Origin of the sequence: Odoribacter sp. N54.MGS-14 (genome assembly GCF_000980295.1) — a bacterium.
Classification (GTDB): Bacteria; Bacteroidota; Bacteroidia; order Bacteroidales; family Marinifilaceae; genus Odoribacter; species Odoribacter splanchnicus.
Genome location: NZ_LARL01000025.1, coordinates 21054 through 38252, shown reverse-complemented (window position 1 = coordinate 38252; position 17199 = coordinate 21054). Strand labels below are relative to the sequence as shown.

Here is a 17199-nt window from a genome sequence, read left to right as displayed (position 1 = left end):
CGAGAGACTAAGATATTCATGAAGCACACCACTTTTTTGTTCTTCATAAAAATCGATCATAGTTTGTAACCGGTTATATTTACCCATATCGAATCGGTAACGTACTTTCTTTTCGCCCGGAAGTAATTGATAAATAGTCCGGTCTAACCCATAGTAATAACAAAACGTATCCTGGTAGACGTATTCGAGATTAGTTACATAAAATTCAGCTGCTTCTTTCTTCGGAAAGTAAGAATGAATCAACTCATTCCTTTTCAAGGCGTATATCTCGCAAAAACAAGAGCTATCCTGCTTAGCGGCCCGCAACATAGCCGGATTATCGGTAACAACCGAATACCCCTCGAATACAACCAGCGAGTCCTTCCATAAATACCTCGGACTTGTATGAATAGGAGTTTTATTTTCTGCTGAAAATAATGCGCTCTCCTGCATTACTTTTCCATCCAATGAATAACTCAGATATTTATTTATATCGATTATTTTCAACAGACTATCTTCCCCCATTTGTAATCCGTTACGGATTTCCCGATATTCACCGGTACCACGACCCACTGTTCCGATACAATTCCGGAAATACCCCTCTTTATCAAATACATAATATCTATCCTTCCCTTGCATTAACCCAGGATGATCCGAAGCCAAAACGATATATTTATCCGCACCTTCGATAAAATCTTCCACACCGAAAAAAAAGGTATCCCGCAACAAAACAGCCTCGACCCGATTGAAATAATCCGAAACTTTTAAAATACTCTTCTCATTTGGTTGTAAATGAATTACTGTAACATGCCCTGTTTCTACCTGTTTACACGAAAAAAATAAAAAGAATAATAATAAAATATAAACACCTACCTTCATGATATTTTTAAGTTATAATTTAATTGTATAACGTAGAGAATGTTCTTAAAACTATTCTCCCATCACGACACATGCTTTTTGTGCTTCATTATAGGTATAACCCACCCGACAAACACAGGCTCCATAATAACTTAACACTCCATCGACAACATATTCTTTCCCGTCCGTTTTAACATAAGCATTAGGAATTGCCGAACAATTCTCCTGAAAACTATGCATTTCACTTTCGGCAATATACCCCCACCCCATAATAATAGCACCCGCACTTAAAGTAAAACCTAGTACTATACCAAGCATTACAACTAATTTTTTAAAATTTGTTTTCATAGATCTGAATTTTAAATTAGAACCGATGTCCACTCCCCGGATATTTAAGGTTGAAGGAATAAAACCTGGCTTGCACAATTTAAGAAAATTAATTTTATTTTCAAAATATTTATCATTTTAAATTATAGAAACAAAAAAAATCCCTTGTTATAAAATTATAACAAGGGATAAAATCAGGAAAATACAAATACAATCAAGCTATTTCCTTTCAAAGTTTGTATACCAACACCGTAGCATAGGCCGACACCCCTTCTTCGCGGCCTTCGAAGCCCAGTTGTTCGGTAGTTGTCGCTTTGATCGAAAGATCGTCGACATCCAGTTCCAGGATTTCAGCCAGGCAATGCCGCATATCATCGATAAACGGTCGGATTTTGGGACGTTGCAGACAAACGACACTATCGATATTACTGATCGCATATCCCCGGTGATCGATCAAGGCTTTCGTTTTTTGCAACAGGAGCTTACTATCGATCCCTTTATAAGCCGGACAGGTATCCGGGAAATGCTGTCCGATATCTCCCAAGCCGGTAGCTCCCAACAGAGCATCGCAAATAGCATGTATCAACACATCGCCGTCCGAATGGGCAACGCATCCTTTCTCATGTCCGATCTTTATACCTCCCAGCCAAAACTCTCTACCAGCCTCCAGCCGATGAACATCGATTCCAATTCCAGTTTTAATTTTCATAGGTCATTCTTTATCCTCCATATGGAGTTATCCTTGCAAAATTATCAATAAATTACAAAGGTAGTGAAGAGTGAGCAAGGTATTTTACAGCTTTTGAAGAAAAAATACAATCATTTCATTTTCATCTAAAACTTTATTTATCTATATTTGTGGATTAATTACGACGTGTGTTTTATAATCAACCATAACTATTTGCTAAAGACATTCCACAGATGAGAAATAATGGATTTTTTGTTTTTGCAACGTGTTGTCTGCTTGTGTTTTCTGCCACATCCTGTCAGAAAATAAAAGGCATTTTCGGAAAGAAAAAATCTTCTACCACAGGCTGGACATACAACGACAGTAAAAACGGGGGGATCGAGTACAATAATGTAAAAGCACAAAAAACAGGCCCCGGACTTGTATTCATTCCGGGAGGAACTTTCGTTATGGGACGTACCCAGGAAGATGTCATGGGCGACTGGAACAATACGCCCAAAAGAGTAAGTATCGCTTCTTTTTATATGGACGAAACCGAAGTCCGTAACATCGACTGGCTGGAATATCTGACCTGGTTACGACGGGTATATACCACCTATCCCGAAGTATACCAAAAGGCATTACCCGATACCCTGGTGTGGCGTGACCAGTTGGGTTACAACGAACCGATGGTGAAAAATTACCTCCGTTTTCCAGCTTATGCAGAGTATCCGGTAGTCGGGGTTAGCTGGGAACAAGCAACGGACTACTGTGTATGGCGTACCGACAGGGTAAACGAACAAATCCTGATCGACAAAAAAATCCTGACCCATGATCCCGATAATCAAAAAGATGAAAATAACTTCAATACGGAAGCTTATACGACAGGACAATATACCGGTACGGTAAGAAAGAACTACAAAGGCCTGAGTAAAGAAAGACGTCCGGTAAGGTGGGAAGACGGATTATTGCTCCCGGAGTATCGCCTGCCGACAGAAGCAGAATGGGAATATGCCGCTTACGGTTTGATCGGTAATACCCAAGACGAAAGAATATCCAACTCCCGAATCTATCCCTGGGACGGTTCGTGGGTGAGATATGCCGAAAAAAAACACCGGGGACGGATGATGGCTAATTTTACCAGAGGGAAAGGCGATTATATGGGCGTTGCGGGCTCGGCCAACGACGGCTGGGACTACACCTCACCGGTCAGATCATTCTGGCCGAACGATTTCGGTTTATACGACATGGCAGGTAACGTCAACGAATGGGTAGCCGATGTATACCGGACTTTATCTTTCCAGGATATGGCGGAATTCAATCCCTACCGGGGTAATGTATTTCAATCGCCGGTACTGAACGAGGATGGCACAGCAGCCCCCAAAGACAGTCTGGGACGGATGCGTTACCGGAATCAGACAGATGCCGAACTGGCAAACCGCGAAAACTACCGTACAGCCGACAACCGTAATTTCAACGACGGAGATTTGAAATCACGGATTTCCGGAGATATCGACTGGCGTAACACAGAAAACGACCGGGGTACTCACGATATGTATTACAACGACGGAAAAGGGGAAATCACCACCCTGATCGATGATGAAGCCCGGGTATATAAAGGAGGATCCTGGAAAGACCGGGCCTATTGGCTGAACCCGGGTAGCCGGCGCTATATGAATCAGAAGCGATCCAGTAACGACATCGGTTTCCGCTGTGCCATGAGTCATGTCGGGAATGCTACCGGCGGCAAGAAAAATAAAGTATCGCAGAAATAGTTCTTAAATTATTAACCCAACAAAAGGTTGTCGTAGCATTCATTCCAGCGGCAACCTTTCTTTTTTCATCAGCTTATGACAACGATCGAAAAATTATATCCCGCTATCCGGGGTCACCGGATAACCACCGACTCCCGGCAAATTATCCGGGGAGATATTTTTATCGCCTTGAAAGGTGAAAACTTCGACGGGAACCGATATGCCGCAGCAGCCCTTGAACAGGGAGCCGCCTTAGCCATTATCGATAATGCCGATTACCTATCGCCGGATTGCGAATTAGTTGCAGATAGTCTTCTTTTCCTGCAACAACTGGCTCATTATCACAGACAACAATTGCACATTCCGATTCTGGGTATTACGGGTACCAACGGTAAGACCACAACTAAAGAGCTCTGCCATGCCGTATTATCGAAAAAATTCAAGACTTTCGCCACTCAGGGGAATTTCAACAACCACATCGGCGTCCCCCTCACCTTGCTCAGTATGGACGAAACCACCGAATTCGGTATCGTAGAAATGGGAGCCAACCATCCGGGTGAAATCAAAACGCTCTGTGAAATTGCCGATCCCGATTTCGGGATTATCACCAATATCGGCCATGCCCACCTGGAAGGTTTCGGTAGCTACGAAAATATTATCGCAACCAAAAAAGCCCTCTACGACTATCTTTTACCGAAAAACGGACCAGTATTTGTCAATACCGGTGATCCGCTGCTGATGCAACTCAGCCGTGACCACAAACGCTACACTTATGGACAAGAAGGAGATTTACTCAAAGGTGAAATCAAACAAACCGTCCCCTATCTGGTCTATTCGCTGAAAACCCGGAAAGGGGATTTATATGTCAAAACCCACCTGGTAGGAGGTTATAACTTTGACAACGCTATGGCTGCTTCGGCCATAGGTATGCATTTCGGCATCGATCCCCTGGATATCCAAACCGCTATCGAAAATTACAGGCCTTCCAACCTGCGTTCCCAGCTGATCCGTTCCGGCCGTAACACTATCATCCTGGACGCTTACAACGCCAATCCGAGCAGCATGCGTGCATCCGTAGGCAATTTTTGCGAGATGCCCGGAGAGCATAAAGTGGTCATTTTAGGAGAAATGCTCGAACTTGGCACAGAAAATGCTGCAGCTCATGAAGAGATCGTCCGCTTAACGCAGCAAGGAAATTTCGACCGGATATTTCTCATCGGGAATAATTTTGAACATTGCGCTGATAAATGTAACTTTATCACCTGGTTTAAAGATACAGAATCGTTCATGGAATACCTGAAATCGCACCCATTAAACGACTCTTTTATTTTCATAAAAGGTTCACGGGGTAATAAGCTGGAAAGGATCGTTGAATATCTGTAAATCTGATAAATAGAATATAAAATCATATATTGTGAACGATAGATTAGTTATCATTCCGACTTATAATGAAAAAGAAAATATCGAAAACATTATCCGTTGCGTATTTTCTTTAAAACCCGCTTTCGATATTCTGATTATCGAAGATAATTCGCCGGATGGAACAGCGGGAATCGTAAAAACACTGCAAAAAGAGTTCACAAATCTCCATATCATCGAACGTAAAGGTAAGTTAGGACTGGGAACCGCCTATATCACAGGTTTTAAATGGGCTTTGGAACATCGGTACGATTACATCTTTGAAATGGATGCAGACTTTTCACATAATCCCCGGGATCTGGTGAGGCTCTACGAGGCTTGTGTGCAAGGGGCCGACCTGTCGATCGGTTCGCGTTATGTGACGGGAGTCAATGTGGTCAATTGGCCGATGAGCCGGGTGTTATTGTCCTTTTTTGCTTCAAAATATGTAAAAATCATTACCGGAATGAAAGTACATGATGCCACAGCCGGTTTTGTCTGTTATACCCGGAAAGTATTGGAAACAATCAATCTGGACAAGATCCGTTTTAAAGGTTATGCTTTCCAGATCGAGATGAAATTCACTGCTTCGACACTGAAATTCCGGTTGCAGGAAGTACCTATTATTTTTACAGACCGTACATTAGGTACTTCAAAAATGAGTAAAGGCATTATCAAAGAAGCCGTCTTCGGGGTCATCACCATGAAAATGCGGGCTCTGTTCGGAAAAATAAAACCACGGAAAGATTAGAAATGAAAAAGGTAATTCAAGGAGGTACTATCATCAACGAAGGCCGGCAATTTCAGGCCGATCTGGTCATCGAAGGGGGAAAGATTACCCAAATCCTGGCTCAGGCTCCGGAAACACTGCTTCAGGAAGCTCAGGTAATCGATGCCAGCCATTGTTTCGTTATTCCGGGGGTAATCGACGATCAGGTGCATTTTCGGGAACCCGGACTGACCCATAAAGGAAACATCGGGGAAGGAAGCCGTGCCGCTGCCGCCGGAGGTGTTACTTCTTTTATGGATATGCCCAATGTCGTGCCGCCAACCACTACCTTGCAATTGCTGGAAGAGAAACAGGAGATTGCCGGCAGGACTTCATTAGTCAACTATTCTTTTTATCTGGGAGCTACAACGGATAATATCGGTGAAATAAAACGTGTCAATCCCCGTACCACTTGCGGTATAAAAGCTTTTATGGGTTCCTCGACGGGAAATATGTTGATAGATAGTATTCCGGCTTTGGAACGTTTGTTTGCAGAGTCGCCTTTGCTGATTGCCACCCATTGTGAGGATACGCCCACCATCAACCATAATTTAGCTCTTTACAAAGCAAAATACGGAGACGATATTCCACCACAATATCATCCGCTTATCCGTAGCCGTGAGGCTTGTCTGAAAAGCTCCGCCTTGGCCGCTTCATTGGCCCGGAAATACAATAGCCGCTTGCACATTCTGCATTTAAGCACTGCCGACGAGTTGACTCTGCTCGATAGCGGAAAACGGTTGGAGAAAAAAATCACCGGCGAAGCCTGTGTACATCATCTTTGGTTCAACGACGAGGCTTATCTGACCAAAGGGAATTTCGTGAAATGGAATCCGGCAATCAAAACCGAAGCCGATCGCCAGGCCCTTTTGGAAGCAGTGAATCAGGGCGTCATCGATGTGATCGCAACAGACCATGCCCCCCATACCCTGTCCGAAAAAAACGGTCCATACACCAAAGCCGCCAGCGGTGGCCCTATGGTCCAACACTCTTTGACGGTAATGTTGGAATTAGCCGAACGCGGTATGATCTCTATGGAAAAAATAGTCGAAGGCATGTGCCATGCCCCCGCCGAATTGTTCCGAATCGAAAACCGGGGATTTATCCGCGAAGGCTATCAGGCCGATCTTTGTATTTTCCGGAAAGCCCCCTGGACGGTAACAAAAGAAAATATTCTCTATCAATGTGGCTGGTCGCCCCTGGAAAACCAAACGTTCACCTATAAAGTACAAACGACGCTGGTAAACGGACATGTCGTATACGATAAAGGAGATTTTTATACCGACCGTACAGGCGAACGACTCACTTTTAAACGGTAAGTACCCGTATCGGATGTGAACAATTAAACCAAATACGTCAGAAAACAGGCAGCCAATAGTAATACAAACACCAGATTGCTGAATAAAGCGGTCCGGCTGCAAATAAAATACTGGGCATATAAAAAAGAAAGAGGGACGGCAAACATATACATAAAATCATAATAATTGCCGGGAATAATCACAAACGTCAAGGACAGGAATATCATCATAGATACCAGCGAAAGAATTCCACGCCGCTGATTGACGATCATCAGGGAATAACGGGCCGACAGGTTTGTCAAAGCAATGATCAGCACCAATACGATCATCCCCAGCCGCACCAGATCGATTACAGGCAGACGATGTATATGTTCACCGACCATCAGGTTATCCGTAAAAATAGCCGGCAACAATTCCAAACGATCCGTCCAGAAATAATAAAAAGCAATAAACAGAACCGGCGTCAGAATTCCCAACCACAAAGCCACAATATCCTTCAAGGTAGAACGGCCCGAAAAGAACAAGACCCCGAAAGCCCAAGCGATCAACAGGATAAACTTCGGATAAATAGCAACGGACAGGGCGATTAGAAAACCGAAATCATACAGTGCACCATTACTTTTCGTATCATTGATCGCCATCTGCAATTTCCATACAGCAACCGTCACGATAAAAACAGCGATCAGGAGGTAGTCAAAACCGACATTGACCATAATGCCCGACGTCAGCAGGATATAAATAAGTGAAGGCAAGGTCGTCGTTTGTCCCAGCAATTTAAACCGTTCACTCAGAAAAAAGATCAGATAGGCCACCCCCAACACCATGACAAAGCCGATTGCCGATAACCAGGATTTATCCAGCTGATTGATATAAGCCATATTGATGACTCCCTTCACCTGCACCGATTGGAGAGACTCCAGAGAGAAATACCCACTAAGAAAAGCGATTGCCATTACAAGGAATGGCAATACAAAAAGCATATATAACCGTCTGGATTTTAAAAACTCATTCATACCGGTATTTCCCCGCGATCATTCAATTTATTTCTTCTCCCCCTTTAACCTCAAGCTTTTAGCTTATAGCCTCTAGCTTTTAGCTTATAGCCTCTAGCTTTTTACCTTTTACTTCTATCAAATCCTGCCCGATATCCCTACGGTAACTCATATCTTTGAAAGACAGTCTTGCCACGTTAGCATAAGATTGTTTCAGCGCCTGTTCCATCTGTGTTCCGAAAGAGCTCACAGCCATCACCCGTCCGCCATTAGTCAGGATCTGTCCATCAGCCTCTTTTGTTCCGGCATGGAATACAATACTCCCTTCGATATCATCGAGTCCGGTAATCACATTCCCCTTCTCATAACTTCCGGGATATCCTCCGGCCACCAACATCACCGTCGTGCAATAGCGTTCGTCCAGTTCGAATGCCGAATCGGCCAGTTTCCCCAAAGCCGTCGCTTCGAACAGTTCGAGGATATCGGTCTTCAGACGGGGCATGACCACCTCGGTCTCAGGATCTCCCATCCGGACATTATATTCGATGACAGCAGGGTCTCCTCCCTTATTCATCAATCCGAAAAAGATAAATCCCCGGTAGTCGATTCCATCTTTCTTCAAGCCCTCGACAGTCGGGCGCACAATTCTTTCCTCTACCTTCCGGTTAAACTCTTCATCGGCAAAAGGCACAGGCGAAACAGCTCCCATTCCTCCGGTATTCAATCCGGTATCCCCTTCTCCTACTCTCTTATAATCTTTGGCAGATCCCAATATTTTATAATCTTTACCATCGGTAATAGCAAACACTGAGATCTCTATTCCATGCAAAAACTCTTCGATCACCACCCGGCTACTCGCTTTGCCGAACTTCCCACCCAGCATCTCTTCCAGTTCCCGCTGAGCTTCCTCCAATTCCGGAAGGATCAACACTCCCTTACCGGCAGCCAACCCATCGGCTTTCAGTACATAAGGCGGACGAAGAGTAGCTAAAAACTGCTGTCCTTCCTTCACCCGATCGGGAGTCACCGTCATATATCCCGCAGTAGGAATACCATGCCGGATCATAAATTGTTTGGCAAAATCTTTACTGCCTTCCAGAATAGCACCGTCCTTACCGGGCCCCACAATCATCAATCCCCCGAAACGGGAATCGGCTTCCAGAAAATCACGTATTCCTTCCACCAGCGGATCCTCAGGACCTACCACGAGCAGATCGATCTGTTTATCCTGAATAAAATCACCGATAGCCCTGAAATCGGTCACTGCAAGACTGACATTTTCAGCCAACTGGGCTGTCCCTGCATTCCCCGGAGCCACATAAAGTTTTCCCAATTTCGGACTTTGAACTATTTTCCACGCCAGCGCATGTTCACGCCCTCCGCTTCCCAATAACAAGACTTTCATATGAGTATCTATTTTTTATTATGCAAAAATAATAAAGATTTCTCTCTTCACTACTGATTATCTATCGTATAATTAAAAAAGCGGTTAAACTTGTACATTTTACGAAACACTGCATCCACTTTCTGTAGTAAATCGTCGCTCTCGAACCAGGCTTCCGGCTTTACACTCATCACATCATAATGCTTATGTTTTAGTAAATCGGCCTCCGGGAAATCGGCAGGGAAAGGAGCCGGAACTTTCTTTAATTTATCATCGGTATCCAATTCAGGAAATTCGGCAATAAATTCAGGTTCCCGGATAATCGAAGTAAACTCTTCGATATTTTCATAGATATCCTGCCTGATCCGTTTCAACAAAGCCGGTTCCGGACAATAACACCCCCCACCCAACATACAACACCCCGGTTGGAGGTGGATATAATACCCACAACGTCCGCTGTTACGTCCCCGCCAACCACAGATATAAGCGGCAAAATGATCTTTATAAGGACGCTTATCCGGCGAAAAGCGAATATCCCGGTAAATCCGGTATACACAATCCTTCGCTTTCAGATTCTTCACCTCCTCATCCCAAACAGCAGTTTGCGCAATCAATCGGTCCACCAATTCATCGAACCCCTCTTTCAATTTCTGATAACGGGGTTTCTGACCGGCAAACCATTCCCGGTCATTATTTTCCTGTAACTCCCGCAAAAAAGTCAGTATATCTCTAATCAACCCTTTCATCTTTTTTCCTCCTCTCTCGCTTAAGCTTATAGCCTCCTAACCTTTAGCTTTTTATTTTTAATCTTCTATTTTTATTTCTCCCCCCTCACCCGATGCTTCATCTCGAAAGGTATTTCCATCGACAACTCCATAAACCCCATAAACTCTCCTTCCACATACCAAGGCGTCTGATAAATCAGTTTTTTTACCCCTTTCTTCTCGATAGTATAGACATTGGTCCGGGGATTTTGTAACATATCGGCCAACAGGGAATGAGCCGGCTCGGGATGACAATCCAACACATTTTTACCGATCAGATCCTCCTGTCCGGGCTTTAAAAATGTCTTACGCGACTTATCGTTCATTTCCAAAATCTTCCCTTCTTTGTCACATATCGTGACTGCCAGGTTAACCTCTTTAAAATAATCCATCTTCTATCGTTTAAAAGTTAAACTATAATTTCCATTATTTACCGGAACGGATTTCCTATTCTCTCAGTAACAACACCGTCCCCTGCGTCGTTTCAGGAACTCCCGACTCATTATTATCTCCGGTCCAGACCTCGGCATCCCCGAAGATCGCTTCTGCCCGCCAGATATACATTCCCTGCGGCATTCGTTCGCCCTTGAGGTTACAGCCATCCCAGCCTTCCGAAGGCCGACCGTTTTCCAGGGCTCGGGTTTCCCAAATCTTATTTCCGTATTGATCGAAGATCTGTAGCCTATAACGGGCTAGTCCCATCCCGATCCCGTTAAAACGGTTGATCTTCGGATTCTGACTATGCGGAATAAAAGTATTCGGGAAATACAATCCTTTGATCAATACCCGATGTTCCATAATCGCCGTATCCCGGCATCCATATACATTCTCTACCACTAGTTCGGCCCGATACACCCCCTGCTCCCCGAATTCCACCGTCTGATCGCCGAAAGCATGGAAGGTCCCCTTATCAGGTAAATTCCAGATACAGTCCGAACATTCTTCCGAAAGATTGATAAAGGTCACTTTTTGAGGATTTCCTTTTTCCACCTTTTTGTCCAATAACGCTCTGGGTTTATTGGGAACAACTACTCCCCGCAGGTATTCCGATTTACACCCCTTATCCGTTTCGGCATATATCATCACCCGGAAGCGCTGAACCGTATCGGATTCATTTACATACCAATGCTCCCTCGCCGAAGTCAGTCCCGACCGATCCCCATAATCCCACATCAGATAAGCCTCTCCGGTAATCTCCGGCTGGTACAGATAAGGCGAACATTGGATAGTATCTACCGGCTCGATCGTCAGGATCGGTTTGTTATAAACGACCACTTCCTTCATGACCGAATCAGTACACTGATTTATCTCGGCAGAAACTCCGATAACCGTTACCGGAAAGGTACCGTATCCTTCGTACACATACCTCAGGCTATCCTTGTTTCCTGTCTGTCCATCTCCCAATTTCCAGGTCACCTGTTTCAGTTCCTGATCTGAATTTACGACAAAGGTAAATGTATCCGCCTCACAAAGATAATCTTCACTTTTGATTTCCAAGTGCGGTAAAGGATAAATTATTACAGGCGAAGAAATCGTATCCCACCCGCAGCCGTTGTCGATCTTCAATTTCACCAGGTAAGTACCTTGCTTATCGTATTTATGTCGTGGGCTCCAGACGGTATCCCGACTACCGTCCCCGAAATTCCAATAGGTATTCAGGATAGTAGACACGGTGTCCGTAGAATTATTCCGGAATAAGATTTCCTGATTTACACAGGCGTAAGGATTGTCCAAAGGCGTAAAATGAGCACTGATCTGCCGGGGTTTCACAAGCAGGGTATCGGTATACTCATCCACATCACAACGATTCTCAGCCCGTAAAGTAATAAAATAGCTGGTAGCGGTTTCATCTGTCGTAAATTCATGCTCCGGATTACGGATGTCCGTTTCTCCGACCACTTCTCCTGTTCGTGAATTGGTAAAAGTCCAGTTGAATACACAATTATTTCCGGTAGTCGTATTCTGCAATTCCAAAAATACCGGCGAACATTCCCATTCATGCATCAAAGCAAAAGAAACTTTCGGAGCCGAGAATACAGTAATCGTCGTATCGTAGCTCACGGTATCACAAACGTTGCTTACTGTCATCCGGGCAACAAAGGTCGTATCCCAGCTCCCGGCCGGATAAGGCTTCGGCACGATAGGCATCAAGGTGTCGGTCTTCGTCCCATCACCATAATCCCAATGAAAAGTCAGGTAATTATGATCGCTCTTATAGGTATCGGGATCGACCGTAAAGAGGACCTCGAAAGGAGCACACCCCTGTAAAGTATCGACATCGAAAAAAGGTGGAGGCGGCAAATTAATAATCTCGATACGGGTAGCTTCGGAAGTATCCCGGCATCCATAAACCGACTGAGCCATACAAATAACATCCCGATAACCGTACATGTCATAACTATGCAGGATCTCGTTGTCCGATATCCCATGAGGCGTATCGTCGCCGAATATCCATTCGAATGTATTCCCGTCAGGCTGAGCGGGTGTAAACAACACATCCGTATGGATACAACTCTGAGGAGCCACCGTAAAATCGGTCGACGGCAAAGGATGTACCCGCATCACCGCCGAATCCCGGTTCATACACCCACGGCTATCCGTATAATAATACAACAATTGAAAATCCCCCGGAACAGTCGGAGTAAACAAATGTCCCGCCAACACGTCTTGACCCGATTTCCAATCTCCTCTGTTGGGTTGCCATACCTGCCCCGCTGCCGAATCTCTTCCCACCAGAGTCACCGGTGGATTGTTCAGACACATCTTCAAAGAATCACCGGCCTCTACATAAGGTAAGGGCCATATCCGCATATTCATCGTATCCCAGGCGATACAAGCCCCGTTCCGGTAATGGTACACCAATCCGATATCTTTTTGCGCATAGGGATCGAAGCCCGGATAAAAATAACTATTTCCCCACTCGGTATACAACACTTCAGCCGCTTCGGGAATTGCAGGATCTTTCAACGTCCACCAGCCCCCTTCCGGCTGTGCACGAAGAATCCGGGCCTCTGCCAGTTCACAGATCGTATCATCCGGCAATGGGATCACAGGAATAAATTTATCGACCTTCACCTGAAAAACAGCCTGTCCCGGTGTTTTACAACGATTTTTATATGCTGCGACTACGGTATAATCACAGGTTTTGAAATCGATATCCGGATAATAAGATTTTAAATCCGTTCCATTCACCAGTGTATATCCCTCGGAAGCATAACCTTGATTCGCAGTGATCGTCCAATGTACCTGTTGTATTTTGTCGTTCCGCTGATCGACTTCTACCCGCTCTCTCCCGATAAAATGAAAAGGTTCACACTGATCTGCAATATCCCCGATCCTGACCCGGGGAATGGCAAATGCCTTGATCCGGAATACCGAATCGTCGTCGTGATGACAACCGTTGGAAACCGCTAACCGTACATCGTAGTCTCCCGGCTCCGAGAACAAGAGTTTCGGAGATTCACTGTTCGTATCCCCCTCGGCAAAACTTACCCCCTGCTGAGGTGTAACCGTCCAGGTATAAGCCAGGGAATCCCCCTCCGAAAGATTATTCAGGGTAATCACAAACGGATCGGGATCATCCGTACAACCGACAGAATCTTTACCTACAGAAAAGCTAGCCTGCTGTTCGGTCCTGAGCACATTGACTTCGGTCAGAAACTCCTGTTTTCCCTCATCCGCACATTTCGAAAAAACCTCGAGCTTAAGCTCATAATACCCATTATCATTGAATAATATCCCCGGGAAATCGGTATTTTCCCGATCTCCGCCTTTCCAGGACCATCCCACTTCCGGAGTAATGGTCCATTTCGAAGTAAGGGCTGAATTCCGGGTATCCACCCATTTCAGATAATCGGACATTTCCACGGGAATACCGTCTCCGGCACAGACCCGTTTCATATATGATGCCAATTCGATATCGGGGATACCATGCACCACCACCCTGAACTCTTTTGTCACAGGCGATTTACACGTACTATGAGTAGCTACTCTCACCCGGTATTCCCCATATTTTGTAAACCGGATCGAAGGAGCCTTCTGTCTGCTCCCCACAGCCGGATCGATAACCTGGCCGTCCTGCATATATTCATATCCCTGCTCTACGTCGCTAACCACCTCCCATTCCCAGCTGAGCGCACCGGCTTCTTCCTGCATTGTATTTTCAAAAACGACAATTTCCTGCTCACAAATATCGGCAACCGAAGGATTTCCCGCAACAGGTGTCTTTATGACAATATCCCCGTAAATATCCGGATCATAAATATGGTATACCGCCTCAGCCACCGGATCGGTAGCCGGACATCCCGCATGAGGCAAAGTTGCTTTCACCGTATAATATCCGGGACGTTTAAATTCCACCCGAGGAATCAGACTCGTCAACCCCTCCGCACCCAGTTCATAATCTCCCGGCTGGTCCGTGCCGTCCTGCCGATAAATCTGCCAGGTTACCTGTGGGGTATTATTATACCATACAAACGTAGTATCACCCGAAAGGACAAAACCGGCAGGACAAGAAACCGTATCTTCCAATACTACTTCCGGATTTTTTTTCACCCGGATTCGTAAAGTCCGCGACACGGTATCACAAAATCCGAAAACCGTACCGGTTACTTCATAGGTTCCCCATTTCTTAAAAGTGATCGGAGCAACCTTTTCCGTATTCCCCTTTAGAAACTCACAATCCTCTGCCGTTCCCCCCTGAGGTTCCCCTGTCTCCGGGATAGTCACTTCCCAGTTATAAGCCAGCTCTAAACTTTCAGGATCCTTTTCCGATGCCGAATTGGTAAAGATAAGCATCCCACCTTCGCATACTTCATCCCGGTTGTCCTTCTCTTTGACAGTAACATCCAAACCTGAAATCCGGACCTTCAATTCTCCGGTCAATTCTTTCCGGGTCAAAATACCTCCATGCTCATCCTTTTCCGGACACCCCACCTCCGGCAAAGTGACCTTATAGGTATATTTTCCCGATTCCTGAAAATGAATCTTCGGCTCCGGCGAATCGGACGAAGTTCCGTCCACAAAGTCCACTCTATCCGGAGTAAACTCCCAATGTGCTTCGGGCACATGATTATACCATTCGTAAAAAATACACAACTCCGTATTCAATACATCCCGGGGACAGATTTCTGTCGGAAAATCGGCCAAGAAAATAGTCGGATCTTTCCTGACATGTACCCGGAAAGAAATGCGTTTCGAGTTACAAGGGACAGACAACGAGTCGGTCACTTCAAAGTCTCCATACCCATTGAACCTGATCCGAGGTTCGGCAGAAGTCGGAGAACCGGCCAGGTATTCAACATTCCAGGCCGGATCGTATAATTCCGTCGTGATTGGCTTAATCGTCCAAGAATGTTCTAATCCCTCTCCGTTGGAATGATTCTCAAAACTAACCGTTTCGCCGTCACAAATCGAGATGTTGTCTCCGACAGGGGCAGGTGTCGGAACAATATTGTCGGTAATCGCAGGATCATCGATTTTCAACTCTTTATGGATCGTCAACTTGGAGGGATCACCACAAAGCACACCGCCTACCGAAGCTCCTTTCAAAGTCAAGGAAACCTCATAGGTTGCACCAGCCTGCAAATAAACCTGCGGATATTCTTTATCCGCCTCATAACCGGGTAAAAAATCTACCGTACCGGTCATTCCTGCCTTAGGTTCGATTTTCCAGACTGCTTCTTTCGGGTTTCCATTCCAATAGAGACGGAAATAATTCTCCAAATTCACCAAAGCTTTCCCCGTAGTAAGATCAGGACATAAAGACACCGGCCAGGTAACCTCCACAATCTCGGGATCCTTCCGTACGATAATAGTCGTATCTTTTACATTTTGAGGACATTCGTTTGTCAAAGTCAGTGCAACCACGTATTCCCCGTAGCCGTTGAACTGAATGACCGGATTCTCCGACTTCTCGCTAGTGCCGTTTATAAAAACAAAATCATTTGTCTGCCTACCGGTAACATTCCAATAATACTGTGGATTTTCCCCTTTAGAATGGTCGGTAAATACAACACTTTCGCCCGAACAGACGGTATCCCTATCGACTGTAAAACCGACTTCCGGCGATTGTATCACACTGATCACTTTTACGATTGTATCGTTGGAACATTCCAGCCCCCCTGTAGAAGCGATCAAGCGTACTTCATATTCTCCCGGCGTATCGAATATCACCTGAGGATATTTTTCGAACACAGAAGGTTTATCTCCAAATTTCCAGATATATTCTGCTATTGTATTACAGTAAACATCCCGTCCTTCAATCGTACGGTTTATTACCTGAACAGGATAACCGGTACACCCCGGGGCTACAAAATCAAAAGCCGCTTCCGGGGGAATAACCACGGCTGTTGTCACGGTCGTCTGTAAAGGTAACATGTAGTCCGAACACTCGTTCCGAGCCTCCAATTCCACCGTTATCGGGCAATTATCGGTCTGAAAAGTATGTTTCACCGATCCCATTGTTTTCATCATCTCTGCCTGTGTTAAAGTCGTATCACGCCCATCTCCGAAATTCACGACATAAACGGTACCGGAAGTCTGTTTATCATAATCGATAATTTTTATTTCAGACTCCATACCGTAACAAGTACCTTTTTCATTCACTTTCAATGCGACATCCGGCTTATTCAGCCGAAGTACATCATAGTTTTTTTCGAGTACTTTACTGCCATCCGATGAAGTCCAGGAAAATTTCAGTTTAAACACTTTGAATTCCCTATAAACATGCTCCATCGTCTCTTCGGTTCCCCATTCTTCGACAGCAGAGCCATCTCCCCAATCTACTTTAAAAGTTCCTTTTTTGAAGCCCTCATGCACACATTGATTGTAAACCGTCAACTTTTGTCCGTTCACAGCATCTCCATTACACAACTTAAACCCGCCGGGATCGACCAATTTCAAATCGTCCTGAGTCTGGGCATAACCACCTACTGCCGAGCACAAAACAGTAAGTAGTAAAGCTAAGCGGTATATCCCTTTTCTGCATTTTTTCTGATTTTTCATATCT

12 protein-coding genes are annotated in these 17199 nt (G+C 45.0%); 4 read left to right on the top strand and 8 right to left on the bottom strand.

From position 1 onward, the window contains the following. The 3 genes from WS42_RS07165 to ispF all read right to left on the bottom strand — a co-directional run. On the bottom strand, window positions 1-858 hold an 858-nt coding region (locus WS42_RS07165), incomplete at its 3' end, for a DUF4934 domain-containing protein (protein ID WP_046450911.1). Between the two features lie 51 nt (window positions 859-909). Beyond that, window positions 910-1155 carry a hypothetical protein gene (locus WS42_RS07160; protein ID WP_146752564.1) on the bottom strand — a complete coding sequence of 82 codons (246 nt, stop codon included), beginning with the start codon at window positions 1153-1155 and terminating at the stop codon, window positions 910-912. 238 nt (window positions 1156-1393) lie between these two features. Further along, entirely contained in the window at window positions 1394-1873 is a 480-nt protein-coding gene (gene ispF, locus WS42_RS07155; RefSeq protein WP_013612367.1) for a 2-C-methyl-D-erythritol 2,4-cyclodiphosphate synthase, read from the bottom strand. A gap of 212 nt (window positions 1874-2085) precedes the next feature. On the opposite strand from ispF, the gene gldJ reads away from it, so the two are divergent. From gldJ to WS42_RS07135, 4 genes are all read left to right on the top strand, one after another. Beyond that, on the top strand, window positions 2086-3606 hold the full coding sequence (gldJ, locus tag WS42_RS07150; protein WP_013612368.1) for a gliding motility lipoprotein GldJ: 1521 nt from the start codon (window positions 2086-2088) through the stop codon (window positions 3604-3606). A 75-nt stretch (window positions 3607-3681) separates the two neighbouring features. After that, on the top strand, window positions 3682-4968 hold the full coding sequence (locus WS42_RS07145) for a UDP-N-acetylmuramoyl-tripeptide--D-alanyl-D-alanine ligase (RefSeq protein WP_046450910.1): 1287 nt from the start codon (window positions 3682-3684) through the stop codon (window positions 4966-4968). Window positions 4969-4999: 31 nt separating this feature from the next. Next, window positions 5000-5734 carry a polyprenol monophosphomannose synthase gene (locus WS42_RS07140; RefSeq protein WP_013612370.1) on the top strand — a complete coding sequence of 245 codons (735 nt, stop codon included), beginning with the start codon at window positions 5000-5002 and terminating at the stop codon, window positions 5732-5734. 2 nt (window positions 5735-5736) lie between these two features. Beyond that, window positions 5737-7071: a dihydroorotase gene (locus tag WS42_RS07135; protein ID WP_022159466.1), complete on the top strand. Its 1335-nt coding sequence runs from the start codon at window positions 5737-5739 to the stop codon at window positions 7069-7071. A 23-nt stretch (window positions 7072-7094) separates the two neighbouring features. Here the strand turns inward: WS42_RS07135 and WS42_RS07130 are convergent, their stop codons facing one another. The 5 genes from WS42_RS07130 to WS42_RS07110 all read right to left on the bottom strand — a co-directional run bounded on the left by WS42_RS07130 (window position 7095) and on the right by WS42_RS07110 (window position 17195). Beyond that, entirely contained in the window at window positions 7095-8030 is a 936-nt protein-coding gene (locus WS42_RS07130; protein WP_146752565.1) for a DUF6427 family protein, read from the bottom strand. A 112-nt stretch (window positions 8031-8142) separates the two neighbouring features. Continuing rightward, window positions 8143-9447: a phosphoribosylamine--glycine ligase gene (purD, locus tag WS42_RS07125; protein WP_022159464.1), complete on the bottom strand. Its 1305-nt coding sequence runs from the start codon at window positions 9445-9447 to the stop codon at window positions 8143-8145. Between the two features lie 50 nt (window positions 9448-9497). Continuing rightward, complete coding sequence (locus WS42_RS07120) at window positions 9498-10172, bottom strand: DUF2461 domain-containing protein (protein WP_013612374.1); 675 nt, start codon at window positions 10170-10172, stop codon at window positions 9498-9500. Between the two features lie 71 nt (window positions 10173-10243). Beyond that, window positions 10244-10582 (bottom strand): hypothetical protein, encoded by a 339-nt coding sequence (locus WS42_RS07115; protein WP_022159463.1) that lies wholly within the window; start codon window positions 10580-10582, stop codon window positions 10244-10246. 55 nt (window positions 10583-10637) lie between these two features. Continuing rightward, window positions 10638-17195 carry a PKD domain-containing protein gene (locus WS42_RS07110; RefSeq protein ID WP_046450909.1) on the bottom strand — a complete coding sequence of 2186 codons (6558 nt, stop codon included), beginning with the start codon at window positions 17193-17195 and terminating at the stop codon, window positions 10638-10640. Window positions 17196-17199: the final 4 nt, after the last annotated feature.